The 22,036-nt window shown below is 43.5% G+C and carries 13 protein-coding genes; 12 read left to right on the top strand and 1 reads right to left on the bottom strand.

Annotation, left to right across the window (positions count from 1 at the left end; all coding sequences use genetic code 11):
• Positions 1-17: 17 nt before the first annotated feature.
• Genes JKG64_RS19925 through JKG64_RS19910 form a run of 4 tightly spaced genes read left to right on the top strand, consistent with a single transcriptional unit; the run spans position 18 to position 6,600 of the window.
• Positions 18-3,293 carry a SusC/RagA family TonB-linked outer membrane protein gene (locus tag JKG64_RS19925; protein ID WP_210356028.1) on the top strand — a complete coding sequence of 1,092 codons (3,276 nt, stop codon included), beginning with the start codon at positions 18-20 and terminating at the stop codon, positions 3,291-3,293.
• Between the two features lie 12 nt (positions 3,294-3,305).
• Complete coding sequence (locus JKG64_RS19920; protein WP_246512702.1) at positions 3,306-4,904, top strand: RagB/SusD family nutrient uptake outer membrane protein; 1,599 nt, start codon at positions 3,306-3,308, stop codon at positions 4,902-4,904.
• Positions 4,905-4,907: 3 nt separating this feature from the next.
• Entirely contained in the window at positions 4,908-5,780 is an 873-nt protein-coding gene (locus JKG64_RS19915) for an endonuclease/exonuclease/phosphatase family protein (RefSeq protein ID WP_210356027.1), read from the top strand.
• A 4-nt stretch (positions 5,781-5,784) separates the two neighbouring features.
• Entirely contained in the window at positions 5,785-6,600 is an 816-nt protein-coding gene (locus JKG64_RS19910; protein ID WP_210356026.1) for an endonuclease/exonuclease/phosphatase family protein, read from the top strand.
• A 200-nt stretch (positions 6,601-6,800) separates the two neighbouring features.
• Here the strand turns inward: JKG64_RS19910 and JKG64_RS19905 are convergent, their stop codons facing one another.
• The gene (locus JKG64_RS19905) at positions 6,801-7,697 is read right to left on the bottom strand and encodes an Imm51 family immunity protein (protein WP_210356025.1); all 897 of its coding nucleotides are present in this window, start codon (positions 7,695-7,697) and stop codon (positions 6,801-6,803) included.
• Between the two features lie 264 nt (positions 7,698-7,961).
• Here JKG64_RS19905 and JKG64_RS19900 point away from each other — a divergent pair, with 264 nt between their 5' ends.
• From JKG64_RS19900 to JKG64_RS19865, 8 genes are all read left to right on the top strand, one after another.
• Positions 7,962-8,531 (top strand): RNA polymerase sigma-70 factor, encoded by a 570-nt coding sequence (locus tag JKG64_RS19900; RefSeq protein ID WP_210356024.1) that lies wholly within the window; start codon positions 7,962-7,964, stop codon positions 8,529-8,531.
• A 158-nt stretch (positions 8,532-8,689) separates the two neighbouring features.
• Positions 8,690-9,856, top strand: coding sequence for a FecR family protein (locus tag JKG64_RS19895; RefSeq protein WP_210356023.1), 1,167 nt, complete (start codon positions 8,690-8,692; stop codon positions 9,854-9,856).
• A gap of 82 nt (positions 9,857-9,938) precedes the next feature.
• A complete protein-coding gene (locus JKG64_RS19890; protein ID WP_210356022.1) occupies positions 9,939-13,547 on the top strand; it encodes a SusC/RagA family TonB-linked outer membrane protein in 3,609 nt (1,202 codons plus the stop codon).
• Between the two features lie 20 nt (positions 13,548-13,567).
• A complete protein-coding gene (locus tag JKG64_RS19885; RefSeq protein WP_210356021.1) occupies positions 13,568-14,992 on the top strand; it encodes a RagB/SusD family nutrient uptake outer membrane protein in 1,425 nt (474 codons plus the stop codon).
• 29 nt (positions 14,993-15,021) lie between these two features.
• A complete protein-coding gene (locus tag JKG64_RS19880) occupies positions 15,022-15,972 on the top strand; it encodes a hypothetical protein (RefSeq protein ID WP_210356020.1) in 951 nt (316 codons plus the stop codon).
• A gap of 87 nt (positions 15,973-16,059) precedes the next feature.
• The gene (locus JKG64_RS19875) at positions 16,060-16,986 is read left to right on the top strand and encodes an ABC transporter ATP-binding protein (RefSeq protein WP_210356019.1); all 927 of its coding nucleotides are present in this window, start codon (positions 16,060-16,062) and stop codon (positions 16,984-16,986) included.
• Positions 16,987-17,008: 22 nt separating this feature from the next.
• Positions 17,009-19,336 (top strand): Gldg family protein, encoded by a 2,328-nt coding sequence (locus JKG64_RS19870; protein WP_210356018.1) that lies wholly within the window; start codon positions 17,009-17,011, stop codon positions 19,334-19,336.
• Positions 19,337-19,357: 21 nt separating this feature from the next.
• Complete coding sequence (locus JKG64_RS19865; protein WP_210356017.1) at positions 19,358-22,027, top strand: MutS-related protein; 2,670 nt, start codon at positions 19,358-19,360, stop codon at positions 22,025-22,027.
• Positions 22,028-22,036: the final 9 nt, after the last annotated feature.

Raw genomic sequence — 22,036 nt, 5'->3', positions numbered from 1 at the left:
TTAATCTATTCAAAATTATGAAAAAAAAACAGGCGGAACAATACACGTCCGCTCGATGGCGATTGCCGTCAAAATGGAGCTATAGCATGAAAATAGGAACATTAGCACTGACTGGTATCTTTTTGTCCATCAGCGCAGTTGCCTTCCCTCAGCGTGTCACCGTTAAAATGGAAAACGCAACACTAAAACAATTTCTTGAGCAGGTACAGACACAGGTCGATGTGGCCTTGTTGTATTCGGATCAATTAGTGGCCAACAAACGGATCACGGTGGATACTAAGAACCGGGATTTCAAGGACCTCTTGTCCAAAGAGCTGTCCAGGTATCATCTTACGTTCAAGGAGTCTGATGGGCAGATTACCATCATACCGAATCCTTCTTACAGTAAAGCGGCTGTCGAAGAAAATGTGGGACAGGAAAAAATAACGATCAAGGGTCGGGTGTTCAATAGTGAAGAACCTCCGCAGGCCTTGGAAAATGTAAGTATTTCGATCAAAGGAGGAGGCTCTGTAGGTAAGACCGCCGCCGGCGGTTACTACGATGTCTCGGTGCCAAAAGGGGCGTATCTTGTCTTTAGTCTGGTCGGTTATCGCTCTCATGAAGTATTGGTCAATAAGAGCGAGAATAACCTCAGTTTATCCTTACGGGAGAATGTCTCAGGTGTCGAAGAGGTCGTGGTAGTGGGAATGACCGAGATGCAGAAAAAGCACATTGCCAGTTCCGTCGCTACGCTAGATGTCAAATCCAATATTGAAGGTAAACCGATTACGAATCTTTCTCAATCCTTACAGGGTGGGGTTACAGGACTCAATGTCCAACAGGGATCGGGGCTCCCGGGAGGAGATGCTGCTACGATCAAGATCAGAGGTATATCCACCATGAATAACTCCGATCCTTTGGTTCTTGTCGATGGTGTTCCTATGGATATGAACCATATTGACCCCGTAACAGTAGAAAGTGTGACCATTCTGAAAGATGCCGCTGCTGCAGCAGTATACGGTGCCAGAGCAGCTAATGGCGTGATATTGATTACCACCAAACGAGGTAAGGCCGGACAGATCAATGTATTATATGATGGGTACTATGGCCTGCAAAGCCCAACATTGATGCCCGAATTAGTTGATGCCGCAACATACATGCGTACTTATAATTACGCCTCTTTGGCTTCGGGAGGATCTATTCTGTTTGACGAAGATCAGATTCGTAAGACTGAGACGGGGGAGGATCCGATTAATTTTCCGAATACAGACTGGACCAAGGAGGTCATAGATGAGTATGCCCCATTGACCTCACATTCGTTGGCACTGAGTGGAGGTAACGATGTTGCTAGGTTTGCCATCACGGGTAATTATATGCATCAGAAAGGAATGTTGCCGGTCAATAAAATGGACCGCTTCAATATAAGAGCGAATACGTCGGTATCGCTTTCCAAAAAATTCTTGGTCAATCTAGATGTACTGGGAATCCGCCGCAATGTTTTATATCCAAATCGTGGGCTGGGCAATGGGGGGATCCGCATGCTGGATGATCTGTATAGGTTGCCACCCAATATATTACCAAAATATCCGGCCGAAGAGGGATGGCCTACCATATATGGACGTTATGCTGATATCGTCAATCCGGTGGCCTATGCAGAGGTTGGAGGATCCATCGGTTATCAATTCGATCAGGCTACGATCAATTTGCAGCCTAAGTGGACAATCTCTGACAATGTTAACCTGACTGGACAGTTTAGTTACAGACTTAATTCGGATGTATATAAACAAAACCGTGATAACTTTTATTTCTTTGATTATTACAGTAAGCAGTTGGTTCAGACTTGGGCAGTACAGCGCAATTCATACTCTGAGAAAAGAGATACTTACCTTTTTGCCAGTGGAGCCATAGATTATTCGAAACGGTTCGATAAGCATAATGTGTTTGCATTGGGAGGTTTTTCTACAGAACGTTTCAATGAAGGTTACTGGGACATGTCTGCATTAGCGTCGGCTTATGGTAAAGTCAATTATTCTTACGACGATCGCTATCTGGCTGAACTGGCCTTTCGTGCCGATGGGTCTTCAAAATTCGGACCAGGCAATAAATGGGGTTATTTCCCTTCGGTGGCAGTTGGATGGAATGTGCACAATGAAGATTTTTTCAAGCTCGAGGCTATCAATAATTTAAAAATAAGGGCCTCCTATGGTCATTTAGGAAACGAGAATATCGGTTACTACCAATATCAGAATCTGATCAATGAGACCAATGGCACAGAGTCCGTATGGGGAAATCCTAATATCAGCTGGGAAAAAGTACGTATTACCGATTTAGGATTTGATATGTCTCTCTTCAACAACAGATTTGCATTGACTTTCGATTACTACGACAAGCTGACGACAGATATGTTGATGAAACCCATGATTCCTCCGTCCGGGGCAATGGGCGCGATTAGGTTAAATGCAGGAAAGGTTCTGAATAGGGGAGTTGAAGCCCAGTTGACCTACAATGAGCAAGTAAACAAGAACCTTTCTTTTTCGATAAAGCCTGGAATCACTTACAACAAGAATGAAATTCTCGAGTTGGCCGGAGGAGTATTTGGTGAGACTGGGATTGTTAGACAGCGCGAAGGATATGCGTTGGGTAGTTATTATGGTTATGTATCCGATGGCATTTTGCAGCTCTCCAATTTTGATGAATATGGGCGCGCCAATGTGCTGCTTGCTAATGAAAGCCAAGGGCCTGGTGATATTCATTATAAAGACCTCAATGGTGACGGAGTGATCAATGACGATGACCAACGGATGATCGGTGATCCCACACCTCGTATTAATTATTTTGCGAATTTCAGCGTTAACTACAAAAAGTTCGATCTAGAGATTTTACTCCAAGGAGCGGGCAATCATGATTACTCGGCCAATCTCGGCGGAAAATCAAGTGGTTACCTATGGCATCCTCTAAATATGAGCGCTTCGGGTGGTGTGCCGACAACATATAGGGCAGCAAACTCATGGCGTGAAAATAATCAGGATGCGATATATCCGCGGATAAAAACTACCCCAGGTACAAACGTATTCATCAGTGATTTCTGGTTGTTCAATGCACGCTATATGCGAGTCAAGTTTATTCAGGCAGGCTATCGCCTGAGTGGAAAAACACTAAATAAATATGGTATCAAGAGCTCACGTATCTATCTGAATGCGCAAAACCCATTGATGTTTACGGGAGTGAAAATGGCCGATCCCGAGTCACAAGGGGGCTCCTGGACATATGGGATTATGAAAACATTTACCGTTGGACTGACTGCAAACTTTTAATTAGGTTAAAATATGAACACGATATATAAGATGAGAATATTGATATACTGCTTGGTCGCTGTAGGGATGCTACAGGTTTCCTGCGAAAAATTCCTGACTATAGACAGCCCTACGGGCGTATCGGATGAGCAATGGTGGAATACGGAGACAGATGCTTACAACGCACTGTCTACAGTTTATGCCGGTATCCCGGGAGGTTCTTCCGGTCGCAATATCATGTACTATTCCGGTCTTTCGGACGAGGCTGTACAGAGGGGAGAGTTTAAGGGTGACTACGACGGGTTTACCAGAGGATTGGCTACTAGTCGCTGGGGTGTTTCGCAGTCCTTATGGCAGGATGATTATACCTGTATACGTAGAGCAAACCGTTTTTTGGAAAACGTGGACAGGGTGTTTGCTGATGCGGCATTGAAGGAACGCATGAAGTTAGAAGCTCGTGCGCTGCGGGCCTATTACCATATGGAACTGATGATGTTGTATGGTGATATACCATTACTTACTGCATCGTTGAAGCTTGAAGAAAATAAGCAGTCGCGCATTCCGGCAGAGCAGGTTTATGAATTTGTGGTCGAAGAGCTAAAGCAGTGTGCAGATCTATTGCCAGCGACCTATACTAATGCCGATAGGACAAGAATCACGAGTGGTATTTGTTGGGCACTGTTATCGCGGTTGGGGCTTTATAAAAAGGATTATGAGTTAGCTAAGATGGCGTCCAAGAAAATCATTGATTCCAAGGTGTACAAATTATGGCAGAATACGGCTAATATGCAGGCAAGCTACAGTGAGCTGTTCAGTTATACCGGAGAGTTGAACAATGAACGTATTTTTTTCAAAGAACAGGGCGCGAGCAATGCCTGGACTTCTTTTGCTCCATACGGCATAGGAGGCGAAACCTATCTTTCACCAACTAATCGGGTTGTTGATAACTACGAAACAAAACAAGGGAAAACCATCTTTGAGCTGGGACCTGATTCGCTAGCTGTTTACCGTAGGGACCCCAACCATCTGAATCGCCGAGACCCACGACTTTCGGCCTCTGTATTTGTCCCTAATGAAAAGTTCCTGGGTAAATATACACTTGACCCTTTCTATAGTCCTGCGGACAAGATCGGGCTGACGAAGTCTACCGCTACAGGATATTGGATCAAGAAATATATCGATGCCAGGGATCAGCAGAAAAAGTCGGGGGAGCTTGATTTTATGATTATCCGTTATGCCGAGGTATTATTAACCTATGCCGAAGCCAAGATTGAACTAAATGAGTGGGGTGATGCAGAGACACTCGATGCCATCAATCAGGTGCGTGCCCGCGCTACTATGCCGGCGGTAAATATCGCCCTATACAATTCTCAGGAACGTATGCGTACATTGATCCGTCGGGAGAGACAGGCTGAATTAGCTTTTGAAGGAGGCCGTTATTTTGATATACGGCGCTGGGGAATCGATACCGAAGTGATGAATGGACAGGTTTATGGAGCCACCAATCCGACCACGGGCGAAATCGTGCAGGTGCAGATGCGCAAATACAATAAAAATCGCGAATACCTATGGCCTATACCGGAAACTGAAACAAGTACAAACCCCAACATGATTCAAAATCCAAACTATTAAGAGATGAAAAAGATATTTTTTACCCTACTGGGCATTTGTGCAGTACTGGTGCTAACACTATCCTGCAGTAAAACTTTTGATGCTGGAGACTGGGAGGTTACGCCTACAAAATTTCGAGATCCTAATGAATATACAGGACCGACCAAAACACTGAAGATAATGTCAGTTAATATGAATTTGTCAAGCACTGCTACAAATTTTCCAGTTATGGTCGAGATGATCAAAGCATATGATCCAGACTTATTGTTTTTGAGACAATGCGATAGCAAGACCACACGCGCTGGAGGTATAGATCGACCTCAGGTCATCGCTGATGAATTGAAAATGGAAGTTTTTATGAAGGGACGTAGTTATAATGGTGGGCAATTTGGCAATGCCGTGCTGTCTAAATTTCCGATTACGGAGCGTTTTGGTCTCGATCTTACAAAAGATCCGGGCCGGGGCGAACAGCGGATGTTGGCCATGATCAAGGTTGAAGTTGAGCCTGGAGTATTCGTACAGTTTGCCGGTACCGAGTTAGAAACCAATGCCGACGACCGCAGATCACAGGCTATCGACATCATCCGTGCTACCGAAAAACTGACTGATCCGGTTATTTTGGCCGGTAATTTTAATGAACAGTGGGCGGAACCAGGGGACGCATTGACTTATATTACTGGTAATTTTAAATACGCCTGTGCTTCGGCAGGTTGTGTTTTTAATGCGCCTAAGGCCAAGCCGACAGGGACTTTTGATTATGTTACCTATCAAGATCCCGGCAACCTGTTGATTGTTAACAAAGATTTGGAGGCATTCAAGAACCCAGAAACAGCCAACACCTTTTTTCCTACAACAGCAGAGATTAAAGTAAAAACACAAAAAAAAGAAAACAAATAAACAGATGAAAAAAGGATTACTTGTTATCGGGGCACTTATGTTTTTGGTCATTACCTGTTGCAGTAGCTCAGGAGAAAGCCCCCAGCCGGAAGCACAAAAAAAGAGACTGACGCTGATGACCTATAATATTAGGCATGGTGCACCTTACAATTCGGACGTGATCAACCTAAACAATATCGCGGCCGTTATTAAACAGAGCAAAGCTGATATCATAGCTTTACAGGAAGTCGATGTCAACACCAAGCGTTCGTCCAATGCTGCAGACCAGATTGATCAGGCGAAAAAATTAGCTGAATTGTTAGGGATGGAATATTACTTCTCCAAGTCGATTGATTATAAAGGAGGAGAGTATGGCAATGCAATCCTTAGTAAGTATCCATTGACCAACAAACGTCGTTTCGATCTACCTGCAATAGCGGGAGGCGAGCAGCGTAGTATTGCCTTGGCTACAGTGACGCTGCCTGACGGTAAGACCTTCGAATTTGGGGCCACGCATTTTGACCTTAATACCATTCGGGTGGCACAGGCACAGTTTCTCAATGAGTTGAGCGCTGATACTAAAAAGCCTTTGTTTATCGGTGGAGATTTTAATGCAACACCCGAGTCCGAGGAGATGCTTAAGCTTAAGGAAGGGTTCAGTTTTTCATGTATGGGCACCTGTCAATTTACAATTCCTGTTGTAAATCCGACCAAAGCAATTGATTTTATCGTGTATAATCCGTTGGCAAAACAGACCTATAGTTTGTTGTCGGGAGTAGCTATGACCGGACAATATGCTTCGGATCACCTACCTGTGGTAGCCATATACCAATACGATTAATCGAGATATTATATAATTATATATAAGATAACAGGCCCGAATCTATTTTTCGGGCCTGTTTTGTGTGCTAATTTCTGCTTCTTGCAGATGTTTTTTTATAATTGTCTGGATATAATTGATTTGTCTCTTTTAGGTGATTTACACATCTGATCCAGTGATGGCTAAACAGTATCTTCATCCAGATGGATTTCGATACGTTTCTATAACATTGCCTTGTAGTTTTCTTTGTCAAACATCCAGGGCGCGAATTCCCTTTTGTTAACTATTGCATATTTTAATACAGATTCTGCTTCTTTTCTCACCTTTTCGGATTTATCCTCCTTCATCTTCAGGACAGATTCTAAAGGGCATTCCCATAGGTAATTTAATCCCATCAGCCCCAGCCATCTAATGGTAGCCGATTTGTGCTCCAGAGCCTGTTCAAAATAAGACTTCGTCCTTAGGTCCGGTAGATGTCTGCCACAGATAAATACAAGGGCCCATAGCAGTTCCTGTATGACTTTGCTTTCTGTTTCATGGTCTATAGCTTTAAGGAGAACAGTTACGGTCTGCGGATGCGACAGATAATTGTCCCACATTCTGGTCTTCGTTCTTGCTTCCGAATTTATCTTTTTGGCCGCTGTTATTTTTTCTTTAGCTGTTCCATTTTCTATAGCATGGAGCTGTTCTTTCTGTTTTAGGGATATATGTGGAAAAGGAGCGTTCTTTAAAAACTCAGCCTGTTTATCTTTATCTAAAGCTATAACGAATCCCTGTAGCAGCAGTTTCTCGGCCTCCTCCTTCGGTACCAGTAGTTCCGTATTACCTTTTGACGTATGCCTGTCTGCACCGCCTGTTATCTTTTGAAGTGCTAGGCAGAGTTGGTGTAGCACGTTTTTGTCTGTTGCATACGCACAGAACATGCCCGCCTCGCTATCAAAACCGATTTCTTTTGATAGTCCGTTTTCCTTCGCTAGTTTCTTCGCCAATTTTTCAATTCCATATCCGCCCGCCTCTTTGTCGCCAAAGTAATCATCAAAAAAATGGAAATCCGAACAGATAATGGAGAAGCTGTCTTGGTGTTTTACCAGTTTGCAGGGGAAGAAATCATTAGGCATTGTCTATTCCTTTTTTAAGCGTTGATCATTACGTTTTCAGGACGCGCTAATCTGATGATATCTCGGTGGCGTCTTGATGCTGACTAAGATAAAGAAAATAAAAACATCAGCTAGTGGGATAATTGGTTGTTATTGATTCTCTAGTATTACGGGATACCCCCCTTTCTAAGAGACTGTTGAGATCTTGTGTTTCTGATGCATCTAGAAAGCATGTTTTGTAATCCTAAAATTACTTTCTATTTTTGCTTGTCAATTACCCGCCTGATGTACAGCAAACTTACAGATTTAGATTTAGCCCAATTGATACGGGAAGATGATAGGGGAGCCTATACTGAACTGTACAATAGATATGCATTATTGTTGCTAAATCATGCTTACAACAAAACGCAGGATCGGGATGAAGCCAAAGATATTGTTCAAGAAGTGTTTACAACAATCTGGGGAAAAAGGAAAGAGTTGGTGTTCAGCAAAAATCTATCAGGATTTCTATACACTTCTGTACGAAATGTGATTCTTAACCAGATCGCTCGACAAGGGGTTCAGCAAAAATACCTAGACTCTATGCGCCATTTTGCCGCTCAGGGCGTGCCTATTGTCGACCAGGCCATCCGTGAAAAAGAACTAGCAATATTGATCGAATCAGAAATAGAGCGGCTCTCACCTAAGATGCGCGAAGTTTTTGAGTTGAGCCGTAAAGAACATTTGAGCCATCAAGAGATAGCTATCCGATTAGGGCTTTCTGAGCAGACTGTCAGTAAGCATATTACTAATGCGTTGAAGATATTGAGAGATAAGTTAGGGCTACTGGTATACTTGTTGTTTTTATTCCGTTAGATCTCTTCTCCTAGAATAGTTCCAATTTTTAAGCTTAATAGAGAAAATTGAAAAAAATTCAATTTTTAATTACCTGTTGCGTTTGACTTCCTTGTCATTGGTATATAGGGCAGATAGAATCGGTGCAGTCATGCATCGATATCTAAAGATAAGCTGATATGCAGGAACAAGAATTAATAGCATTATTGGAGCGTTACCGGGCAGGAACTGCAACGGAAGAAGATCTGGTTTTCCTAGAATCATGGTATCTGTCGGACCATACTGCCCCTGTCGAAGAGTATGGAGAGAATTTCCTTATAGAGGATGTCTCTATCGTATGGAATCGGCTGAATAAGCCGGTGGTACGTTGGTATAGATGGATTCCCTATACTGCAGCAGCCTGTATCGCTTTATTTTTTCTAGTCCGTACTTTCTTGTTTCAGCCAGCTGATGATATCCGTATCCTGGAGGTAGAGGGGGCCTTATCACAAAGTGAAAAATTAATGCCTGAAAAAGATGGCAATGATGTGATGCTTACATTTTCAGACGGTAGTTCAGTTAAGCTGGATGATGAGCAAAGAGGGATACAGATGTTGGACAACCATATCTATTACAAAGATGGCGATGGGTTGCTCAATGTAGAGAAATACGAATATGTGACAGTATCGGTCCCTCATGGAGGGCAGTATCAGGTAGCCTTATCTGATGGGAGTATAGTGATCCTCAATGCGGCCTCCTCATTACGTTATCCAGTCGTTTTTAAAGGAGAAGAACGGAAGGTGGAGTTGAGTGGTGAAGCTTATTTCACCGTAGCTAAACAGCCAAGTAATGTTGATCATGGAGAATTGAAGCCTTTTATCGTAGCTGTAGGTGATTATCAGGTACAGGTACATGGCACCCAGTTCAATGTACAGGGATATAGCCCTGCATTATCGACAAAGGTGTCCTTGGTAACGGGCAAAGTCTCGGTTCATGGAAAGGGACCAGAATTGGAGAAAGGTGTCTTTCTTGTTCCTGGACATCAAGCCCACATGAAGGGAGAACAGGTAGCGGTTAGGATGGTCGATGTTCAACATGAAATTGCCTGGAAGAATGGCCTGTTTTCATTTGAAGGTAAAAAGCTGACCGAGGTAATGGACGAATTGGCACGGTGGTATAACGTAGACGTCGAGTACGAGGGGGAAGTACCAAACGTTTCTTTTTTTGGACGTGCTCATCGTTCAGAAAAACTAATTGCGATTCTCCATCTTTTGAAGAGTGCTGATATTACCTATCGTCTTACGACCTATGATGGGCAAAGAAAAAGCAAATTGGTCATCGTCAACAAAAGAAAGGAGGGCAAATGAGGAACACCTAATCACCTAAACCATTTGAATAACTAACAATTGAATAAAACACCGAGTTTTAAATACTAACCTATTTAATTTGATGAATAAATACCAACTTAACTTAACGAAGAGAAGTTTATGGGCGTTTATGGTTCTCAGTATATGGGGTATCCCCTTACTGTCAGCACAAAATATCACCCTTTCTAAACGGAAAATACGTCTTCCAGACGTTTTTAATATGGTCTATCAGCAGACGGGTTTTGGAGTTTCTGGAGCGAATACACTCTTGAAAGATGTTCCCCCTGTCGATGTCAATGTCAAGGAAATGCCCTTGGCAGAGTTTATGACCTATGTTTTGAGTGGCTCCAACCTTGGGGCAAAAATTGAAGGTAAAAGTATATTTATCTACAAAAAGAAGCAAACAGACAACACCGCAAGTACAACACAACAACAAGATAAGATTACAATATCCGGTGCTATTGTGGATAGCGTAGGTAGACCCATACCGAGTGCGACTGTGCATCTGGTCGGTGCAGAGAACCTGGGCGTTTCTACCAATCAACAAGGATATTTTGTTTTCCCAAATGTACCTCGGAATGCAGAGGTGAGTATCTCCTCTGTTGGTTACGAATCCGTACGTTTTCAAGTATATAATGCTAGTAAAAATCCTATGCCAGACAACGTAAAACCTGAGTTCTTTAATGATTTTTCGGCTCGTTTTACGGTTGTCTTGGCCCATAGTAATAACGCGATTGATGATGTCGTTGTGACAGGATACATGGATATCGATAAAAGTAAATTTACAGGTTCCGCATTTACAGTGCGGGCAGATGATATAAAAATCGCTGGTGAGGTAAGCATAGACCAAATGTTACAAGGGATTGTGCCAGGAATGTTGGTTACGATGCCTTCGGGGCAGGTAGGGGCGACAGCTAAGATTCGCGTACGAGGTACCTCAACGTTGCTGGGCAACCAAGAGCCAGTGTGGGTGGTGGATGGAATAGTACAGCGTAATCCTGTCCCTATGCAGGACGGTGTCGGTTCCTTGAGTGGTGATATGAACGACATGAGCTTATTGGCCGCTAATGCTATCTCGTGGCTCAGTCCCTCGGATATCGAGACGATTACAGTCCTGAAGGATGCGTCTGCAACAGCCATTTATGGTTCACAGGCAGCAAATGGGGTTATCGTTATTAAAACGAAAAAGGCTAAGCCAGGAACGGTAGCGGTTACCTACGGAACCGATATTTCGTTGGGGAGGAGACCGCGTTATTCAGATTACAATCTGATGAACTCTCAGGAATTGATGCAACTGTCGAAAGAAATCTATGAAGGCAGGGATAGTTATACCCATACGATATTACCGATAGGCTATGGTGGATTGGTGCAACGGTTACAGAATAAGGAAATTGATTATGATACCTACATGCGTGAATTTCGTAAAATGGAGTATATGAATACCGATTGGTTCGATTTGTTATTCCGTAATCCGATCAGCCAAACACATAATGTGAATGTATCAGGGGGGACGGAAAAATTAACGAATCGCACTGGTTTCAGTTTTCAGAATCAACTGGGAGAAGCCACAGGAAATAATTTGACTTCGTTCTCGGCCAGTTCAAATACGACACTGCGGTTTAGTGATAAACTTTCGGTCAATTTATTACTCAACGGAGGCACTAGAAAGACGGATGGCTTTGCGTTTGGAGTCAATCCACTTAATTATGCTTTGAATACGTCACGTACCTTACCGATGTACAATGAGGACGGAACGTTTTTCTACCATGAAAAATTTGGGACAACGAGCACGGCAATACCTGGAAAGATGAGCTATCTCTACAATATCCAGAACGAATTGGATAATACAGGTAATACCAGTACCACACGAAATCTCGCCACAAGTGTGGATGTAAGATACAAAATGACCTCAGATTTCGAGTATCAAGGGTTGTTTTCTTATACGGGTAGCAGCACGGATTCTAAAAATTATGCTACTGAGTTGAGTAACTATGTGACCAATATCCGAGGGTACGAGTTTGGCTCAGTGCCATCTAATTCGGCAGAAGAAAAATCGACACGGTTGCCTTTTGGAGGTTTGGTAATTCTCAACAATGCTGTGAGTACTGGATATACGTTTAGGAATAATATTGTGTATAACAAGACCTTTTCCGTAAAGCATAGCGTTACAGCGCAGCTGGGAATTGAGGCGCGTGGCGGCTTGCAGACCGGTAGTACGGATACGCGTTATGGTTACCTGCACTACCGCGGCGAAAAATATGCTCCGGTACCGCAGAACCCAGAACTCGTAGGTAACCGGGGAGTCGAAAATTTACACGATGCTATGCGTAGCAATTCGCGTATCGTCAATGCACGGACCAATTATTTGAGCGAATATCTGACAGCTGTATATGGTTATGACAACCGTTATGTCATCAATTTTAGCGGTCGTTTGGATGCTTCCAACCGCTTTGGACAGGATCAGAATAAACGTTTTGCACCAACTTGGTCTTTAGGGGCCAAATGGCGTGTGGGCAATGAGGCTTTCTTTAAACAGCAATCTTGGATGGGAGCGTTGGATATCTATGGTTCATACGGGTATCAAGGAAATGCTGTAGAAGCGGTGTCGCCCTATCTGATAGCGCGTGATGGGGGATTGAATCCTTACTTCCAGCAATATACCTTATCGATACTATCTCTACCCTATCCAAATCTTGGATGGGAAAAAACAAAGTCCTACAATCTGGGACTCGATATTTCCTTTTTGGATGGTCGCCTCAATGCAACAGCAAATATGTTTGCCAAAAAAGGAGATGTATTGGCCGCGCGTGATGTGCCTATTGAAAATGGTATGGCGTCGGCGATTGTGTTGGGGTCTAAAATTGAAAACAGAGGCTATGATTTTATCGTTAATGTCGTCCCTATTCGTACTAAAGATTTTAATTGGCAAGTATCGGTCAACTCTGGATTTACACGTAACAAGTTGCTTAACAACGAGCGTATCAATAAACGAGCGGATTTTCTTGCAGGAACTGCAATCATGAATGGGGAGGCTTATTCGACATTCTATTCCTACGCGTATAACGGTTTGAATGCTAAGGGAGTTCCCACCTTTGGCTATATGGATATAACGCAGACGGACAATGACTTGGACTACCTGGTCAGGTCGGGAAAACTCGAGCCTGATTTTTCGGGAGGGGTATCTACTAGCATCCGTTATAAGAGCTTTTCATTAAGGACGCAATTTGCAGTTGCATTCGGAAATCAAAAACGCCTGCCTATCATTTACAATAATTCGGGAGCTCCATTGCCAGATCAAAACGCTTCACGCTTCTTGTTGGATCGCTGGAAAAAACCAGGTGACGAATTATTGACAGATATTCCGGCAATACCTCCCGGAAATCCTAATCAGATATTGGTCACGCTTCCAACTATTGCAACTGGAGCAATGATGAGCCCATACGAAATGTACAGTATGTCTGATAGAAGGGTCGCCGATGCTGATTTTATACGTTGTCGGTCAATAGGATTGACCTTTGACCTGCCAGCACAAACTCTAAAAAAATTACATATAAAAAGACTGAGCTTTTCTGCAAGTCTGACCAATCCGTTCCTGATCACATTTGATAAAGCATGGCAGGGCTATGACCCCGAAACGGGAAGTTGGCCAGCACGCCGTACGGGATCGATAGGGCTTAATATGTCATTATAATATACTTAAGTACGATAACAATGAAAACCTTATATATAAAAAATATTACGCGTACGCTAGGCACGATAGGGGTACTGTGCTGTATGTTGTCTTGTAATGACTTTCTGAAAGAAGAGTCGCAGGACGAGGTGATCCCTAAGACAGTGGTCGATTACAAAGAGCTATTGCTGGGGTCAGGGTATCCTGATGACAAGCCGGATCCATCCAATTTTACCTATTATATGGATGATGATGTAGAGTTTGCAATGGATGCGAGTCAGCTTGGATCAAGTGCAGCTAAGGGATTGTTGCCAACATTTTCTTGGCAGCCTTCCTTCGTGGATAGGGATGGTAATGGTGTCGAGTATGCAATAGCCCCCGCATCGACACCCTATGCACGTTACTATGTCTGGATTATGGGCTGCAACGCTATATTGGACAATATTGATAAAGCTATCGGTATCGAATCTGCCAAGGATAGGGTCAAGGCAGAAGCGCTGGCTGTACGGGCTTACCTCTATTTTCAACTCGTAAATATCTATGGAGAGCCATATAGTACAAATCCAGAGTCTTTGGCTGTACCGTTGAAACTGCATTCCGGATTGGAAGAGAATTTTTTCAAACGAGTAAAGGTAAAGGAGGTCTATAGTCAGGTATTGGCGGATTTAAATGAAGCTTCTCGATTGATGGAACCTCTAGACATTGTAAGAGGAGATTTTCATATCAACCAGCGGGCGATACATATCCTGCTTTCGCGAATATACTTACATATGGAAGATTGGGACAATTGTATAAAACACGCCAATGCCGTATTTGAAAAGGGAGGTCGTGTGGCACAGTTGTTACCTTGGGCAACAAACTCAAATAATTATCTGAGTTACGATAATCCAGAGGTAGAATGGGTTTATGGAGGAGCTACCCAGCCCGGACAGTATCCATATATCCCTAACCGTGGACTGGTCGCATCATTTGATGTAAAAGATGTGCGAAGTACCTACTTCTCAAAAACAAATCCAGACTGGCATATCCTGAGTAAGTTACCTACAGGAGCTTCACTGAAACAGGTGATGCGTAGTTCGGAGGCACTTTTGAATAGAGCCGAAGCCTATGCACAGCAAAGGAAAACAGAAGCGGCATCCAAAGATCTGAACACCCTGCGCCGTAATAGGATAACAGACTACGTCGACCATAGCTTTACAGATGCGACTGCGTTGTTGGAGATAATACGTGGCGAGCGACGCAAAGAATTTTGTTATGAGGGATTTCGATGGTTTGATTTGCGACGCTATGGCATGCCTGCTATCGAACATCGTTACCTGAATGCAGCAGGGGAGAATGTGCAGACATATGTGTTAGAGAAAAACGATGCGATGTATACCGTTCCTTTTGCCAACAGCCTTCTATTGGCAAATCCACAGATGCAGCAAAATCCATCTGGAATTATGGGTGAACGAAATCCTAAATAGACCATAGTAATAATTAATCAACAGTAGACATGAATGTAAGAATATATATACTGACGATCCTATGCTATACACTGCTATGGGGGTGCAGTGATAAAGACAAATTGGAACCAGAAATCCATATACAACCAGACTATATCCTGCCACAGGGCAATGCCTCGAAAGCGGACAATGATCGTATTCAGGCATTAAAAGACAAGTACGGGTCATATTTTCTCTATGTGGTGACGCAAAAGGATTTCTCCTGGAGCCAATCGACGGGCAGCGGCAACAGTGCAATAGACTCTATTGTGCTGGGAGACCCTAAATATACTGGAGCTATGCTCGACTATATTGATGATATATGGCTCAAATACCTGCCAGAGAGTATGAAAAAAGGGGCCGCCTTACCGTATAGGGTTATGATGGTGGACTCTATAAAACGTTGGCGCGGTGCCGCAGGCCCTCCGGGGCAGCCATATCTGGTATTCAATTACAAGATTCTTGGCAAAGGAATTACCATTGCCGGTATGAATGCATCCTTAGGCACGCTATCGAAAGCAGAGAGACTGGCGCGGAAAAACGAACTGCAGAAAGCGCTTTGGGAGTATTATGTCGCTAATGGTATTGTGACAATTCCGGCAGCTTTCTATACGAAAAGTAATTATGCTACGACAGCGGCTCCACTATTGCCCGTGACGGAAGCAAACTCAGTAAATAATGCCGCTTATAGAAATCGGGGATTTTTGCCAGGGAGCTATTTTGTCAATACCGTGAGCGGTGCTGTTACGGTGATGGAATGGTATAATGGCAGTTATGCCTGGACGCAAGCTAAAAGTAACGACTTGAATTCTTATTTGTTGCATCTGATACAGCGTAATGATGCAGAAATGGCTAAGTACCTGCAATATCCATTGATCAAGGAGAAATTTGACCTTTTGGTCAATCACTTTAAGAATGGCTATGGTATTGATGTTCGGGCAATAGCTAATGATAGATACTAAAATAAACTAGGGTTGCACTTGGCTCTATTATTCGAGAGTCAAGTGTGCCCCTAACTCAAGCAATTAAAACTCACGTTATATAATATTATGCAAAATACGCTTGTAAAAGTGGAGGATCTCTCGCATAAGTATGCGACCCAATGGGCTGTAAAAGATATCAGTTTTGAGATTGACTCGAAAGGAGTGGTGGGTTTGTTAGGTTCCAATGGTGCTGGCAAATCGACGACCATGAACATCATCTGTGGTGTGTTGAAACAGAGTAAAGGCGAGGTTTTTATCGATGGCATAAGTATGAAACAGGATCCGGTGAATGCAAAAAAGCAAATCGGATTCATGCCTCAGAAATTGCCGTTGCACTTGGACTTTACAGTCAAGGAGTACTTGACCTATTGTGCTGAACTGAAAATGGATGATAAAGCCGCTATAGCTAGTGCGGTGCAAGCCGCGGCAGAGCGCTGTGGTGTTGCCCATTTTTCTAATCGCTTGCTTCGCAATCTTTCCGGCGGATACCAGCAACGCGTAGGGATCGCACAGGCCATCGTTCATAATCCAAAGTTTGTGGTGTTGGATGAACCTACAAATGGTTTGGATCCCAACCAAATTCTTGAAGTAAGGCATCTCATCCGCGAAATCGCTACAGAGAGAGCTGTTTTGCTATCCACGCATATCTTGTCCGAAGTACAGGCTACCTGCCAGGAAATAAAGATGATTGATGAGGGGCAACTGGTATTTTCGGGGACACTCGAGATGTTTGATAACTATATCGAGCCGAATTCGCTCGTCGTCACACTCGATAATCCGCCGACAGAAGATATGTTGATGGCCATCGAAGGTATTCATGCCTCGGAATCATTGAGTCCAACCCGATTTAGGTTACGGTACGATGGCGAGAAGTATACGGTGCAACGCCTGGCAGAGTATAGTGTCTCCAAAGGTTGGGGATTGATGGGACTCCAGATTGAAAAGAGCTCTATGGATGATGTATTTGCTCGTCTGTCAAAAAAGAATTCATAATACTAAACATTACAAGAAATAGATGAGAAAGACTTTAAAAATTGCCAAGGCTGAGCTGTATACGCTTTTTTATTCGCCCATAGCCTGGTTTATACTGATCATATTTGCGTTCCAGACGGGGATGGTCTTCATGGAGCTGATGCAGAGTACGTTAAAAAATCAGCTTACGGGAATGCCACAGGTAGCATTGTCTGCTAATTTATATGGAGGACAGTTTGGTCTGTTGATTAAGATACAGGAATACTTGCACTTATATCTGCCTTTGCTGACTATGGGACTGATGAGTCGAGAGTATAGCAGTGGATCAATCAAGTTGTTGTTCTCTTCGCCCGTCAATCCCCGACAGATTATATTGGGCAAGTTTATAGCGATGATGGGCTATGGATTGTTATTGACATTGATTATTCTAGCTTATGTGCTGGTGGGGGCGTTTACCATCGAAAATTACGATATCACTCCGGTATTAATTGGTGTCTTAGGAATATACCTCCTGATCTGCGCCTATGCAGCTATTGGATTGTTTATGTCCAGTCTTACATCATATCAGGTAGTCGCCGCGCTAGGTACGTTAGTTGTGCTTTCGGCATTAGCTTATATGAATAAGGTCTGGCAGGACATGGAGTTTGTCCGTGAGATTACCTATTGGCTATCGCTTTCGGGACGTAGTTTGGAGTTTGCGAAAGGGTTAATATGTTCTGAAGATGTTCTGTATTTTGTTATTGTGACTGGGATGTTCTTAGGATTCAGTGTTTTAAGAGTGCGCTCTTTCCAGACCTTTGATACGAAAGCCGGGGCCTGGGGAAGATATGCCCTGGTAGCTGCGGTTGCAATGACCTTGGGCTACGTAACATCCCGGCCAATGATTATGGCATATTATGACGGTACACGAACCAAATACAATACCTTGACGCCGAATAGCCAGGAAGTGGTTGCCAAATTGGAAGGAGGACTGACTATCACCACCTATGTCAACTTATTGGATCGAGAGTATGTGCATGGTATACCATCCAATGTCAAAGCCGATATGGAACGTTTAAGGCATTATATCCGCTTTAAACCGGAGACTAAGATGAAATACGTCTATTACTACGATAAGCCTAGTAATAACCCCTGGGTAGATAACAAGTTTAAGGGTATGTCTTTAGAAGAACAGGCAAAAGAAGTTGCTGACTTAAGAGACCTTAATTTTAAGCTGTTTATGCCACCCGCAGAGCTTAAAAAAACAATAGATTTGACCGATGAGGGCAATACTTTTGTACGTGTTGTGGAGCGTGAAAATGGACAAAAGGCTTTCCTACGTATCTACGAAGACTTTGAAAAATTTCCGTCCGAAAGTGAGATCACTGCCGCATTGAAACGTATGGTTATGAAGTTGCCACGTATCGGCTTCCTGCAGGGCCATGGCGAGCCGACTATAAAAGGGGATCGCATCCGTGATTATTCGATGTTCAGTGATGCTAAAACTTTCCGGTATGCACTTACCAATCAAGGCTGTGATGTAGAAAGTTTGGATATTTCGGGCGATCAGGGTATCCCTGAAGATATGGACATTGTCGTTATTTCAGATATGGATAATGCGCTGTCCCCTGCAGAGGAACAAAAGATCGAAGCTTATATTGCTAAAGGAGGCAACTTGATGGTTGCGCTAAAACCAGGATCGAAAGTGATGAATGATTTTATCGCTCGTTTTGGGATAGGGGTGATGCCGGGGCGTCTTGTACAGCCTAAGCAGGATGTATTGGCCAATGTGGTTCTATCCAGAGCTACTGCCGAAGGTGCGGCTTTAAATTCTTTCTTCCAAAGTATCAATGACCGACGTTTCTTTATCGGCATGGAGAATGCGGCTTCGTTAATACCATTAGCAGATAAAGGATTTGTTCTTAAGCCGATATTACGTACTGATTCAGTCAAACTGTATTCTAGTCCCGATACCTTACAGACTTGGAATGAATTAGAAACAAGAGATTTTGTAAATGATAGTGTACGTTGTAATCCGGCTATTGGTGAGCAGATCGCATGGCATACTACTGCGATGGGTGCGACTCGTGATGTCGCAGGAAAGCAGCAACGTGTTTTTGTGCTTTCCGATGCAGGGACAGTCAGCAACGGAGGTTTGAATCCTGTCACGCGCCGCTGGCCTACGTCTAATTTTTCTATAATACCAGGTATATTCAACTGGTTGTCCGACGGGAAGATCCCTGTAGACGTAACGCGTCCTTTCCCTACAGATAATACGCTGGAAGCGACCAAAGATGGGTTGAAAAGGTTGAAGATGGTTTTTACAGTGGTCATACCGGTAGGTATGCTACTGGCTGCGGCGGTGATATTGATCAGACGTAAGCGCAGATAGCTTATAAAATAGTTAGACGATATGAGATTTTATGCGGACAAGCAAACGCTGAACGATCTAGGTTTTTCCTCTGTTGGAGGAAAAGCCTCTGTCAGGCAGCTTTTTAATAAGAGTAAAACAAGGGGAGGAGCTGAATTCCTAAACGACATTATGGCGAGTCCTATGGCGGACGCCAATGCTATTCGAAAGCGGATCGATATTCTCCACTATTTTATGTCAAAGGATATTGCTTTTCCTTTTGATGGACCGATGCTTGATGCAGCATCAACTTATCTAGAGAATGGAGACGAGCGCAGTCGCCTCAGTGCCCAAAAGGAGAATTATGATTCAAAGTTGAATAAGGTACTTGGGGTCGATAGCCAGACCAAATTACTGATCGAGGGAGCTAAGGCCATGTTGGATGTATTCGCCACACTGCGCACCTTTCTTGCTGCCTTCGACCAGAATGACGCGTACTTTAAGCAGCTGTTGTTGGATATGGATGTGCTGTTTGAAGAGGTTTCCGGAGTGGGTAAGCCTTTATTTCAGCAAAAAGTATCTTTTGATCAACTTGCCTTGTGTGATACACTGTATCGGTTTAAGAAAAGAGCGGAGGTATTTCGGGTATTCTACCATATTTATCAATTGGATGCCTGGATATCGGTGGCAGCTGTAGCCAAGGAACGGGGTTTTATACTACCTGAGGTGGTAGATCGCAATGATACTACGTTCGATTTGAAAGTCGATGGCCTGTACCATCCACTGGTACCTAATGCCAAAGCAAATACAGTCTCTTTGGATAGCCACAATAATGTTGTGTTTCTTACAGGAGCCAATATGGCAGGCAAGTCAACATTTATGAAGTCTATCGGTATAACAGTGTATCTAGCACATATCGGTTTTCCCGTACCGGCACAAAAAATGGTGTTTAGTGCGTTCGATGGGTTGATCAGTAGTATCAACCTGTCGGACAATATTGATATGGGATATAGCCATTTTCTCGCAGAGGTAAAGCGGATCCGTATGGTGGCGCAGATGCTTTCCAATGGACAGCGCTTATTTGTGCTGTTTGATGAGCTCTTTAGAGGGACCAATGTTAAAGACGCCTATGAAGGCACCGTAGAGCTGACCAGAGCATTCGCCACAAAGCGGAATAGTGCCTTTGTCATATCAACTCATATTATAGAGGCTGCTACAGATCTAAAAAAGGACACACAAGGGATACAGTACCTCTTCTTGCCAACCATTATGGAGGGCACAAAGCCGAGATATACCTATACCTTGCAGGCGGGGGTTACGGCCGATCGACATGGAATGCTGATCATTAATAATGAGGGTATCTTAGAGAGTTTATCAAAAGCTGATCGCAATATTAAGACAGCAGCGGCAAAGATATTTCTTACCGATGCCCAAACCCAAAAAGATTTAAATCTGGTAGGCCGATTTGATCCAAACTCCATCTTCTCGTTGTTCAATAGGACACGTACCAAAGGCGGCGAACTTCTGTTGGAAAGGTGGTTTCAGGAACCTATGGTCGATGCTGACGAAATCAACAACCGATCAGCTACATTCAGCTATTTCACCGAACACGGTGTACTCTTGGAGCTCGACAGAGAAGAGTTCGCCCTATTCGAGCGTTATGTGGCGAGCCGTAGGCCTACGAACAAAATGGCTACTGTGATTCGTGTGTTCTGTCAGAAGATCGCTGAACAAGTAGTCAAGGATGAGAAGATTTCAGAATTGGCTCTAGGTATTTTCTCATCATTGAAAACTCTCCATGTGCTGAAAGACTATCTGGAGCAGCAGTTGTCTAAAACAGGAGGGGGTGACTTCAGCGCAAGACTACATTGGGCCTATACCCTATTGGGATCATTGGTCCAAAAGGATGTGCTTCGAAAACCTGACTCGAAGGGAATCGATTGGCAGCGGCTCGCAGACCTGGATTATCAATTGAGTGCCCATGCCGATCAGCTACTAGAGCTTATCGACCTTATTTATCAGATCGATGTGTTCCATGCTGTAGGCACTCTGGCGAGAGAAAGAGGATTTGCCTATGCTGTCGCATTGGAGCGGTCTGCCGATGTGTTGGAGATCAAAGGAGGAAGACATCCTCGACTGGTCAGGGGAGTGGGCAATGATATGGCCATGCAGACAGACAAGAACCTTGTTTTTCTGACTGGAGCCAATATGGCTGGCAAGTCGACATTTATGAAAACAGCCAGTATAAACCTTTACCTCGCCCATATGGGATTTCCTATTGCTGCGGTAGCAATGACATTTTCTGTACGAGAGGGGATATTTACCTCAATCAATGTGGATGATAGTTTACAGCAAGGATTCAGTCATTACTATGCAGAGGTGATGCGGGTAAAGACCATTGCGGAGCAGGTCGAACAGGGCAAATACCTATTTGTATTGTTTGATGAACTGTTTAAAGGCACTAATGTAAAAGATGCGTTTGATGCTACGCTGGCTGTCACAAAGAGTTTTGTGACATTCAAACACACCTTCTTTATCATATCCACTCATATTGTCGAAGTTGGCGAAGTCATTGCCCAAGAAGATAAAACCGTCACATTTAGGTATATGCCCACCGTAATGGTGGATGCGGTGCCGACGTATCCCTATATCGCTCAGGAGGGGATCAGTGCTGATAAGCATGGTATGGTTATTATCAGGAATGAAGGGATTTTAGATCTACTGAATAATTAAAAATAGAAA

The organism is Sphingobacterium tabacisoli (genome assembly GCF_017908035.1).
Taxonomy (GTDB): Bacteria; Bacteroidota; Bacteroidia; order Sphingobacteriales; family Sphingobacteriaceae; genus Sphingobacterium; species Sphingobacterium tabacisoli.
Note: the sequence above shows the minus strand (reverse complement) of the source record. Positions and strands in the feature narration are given on the sequence as shown.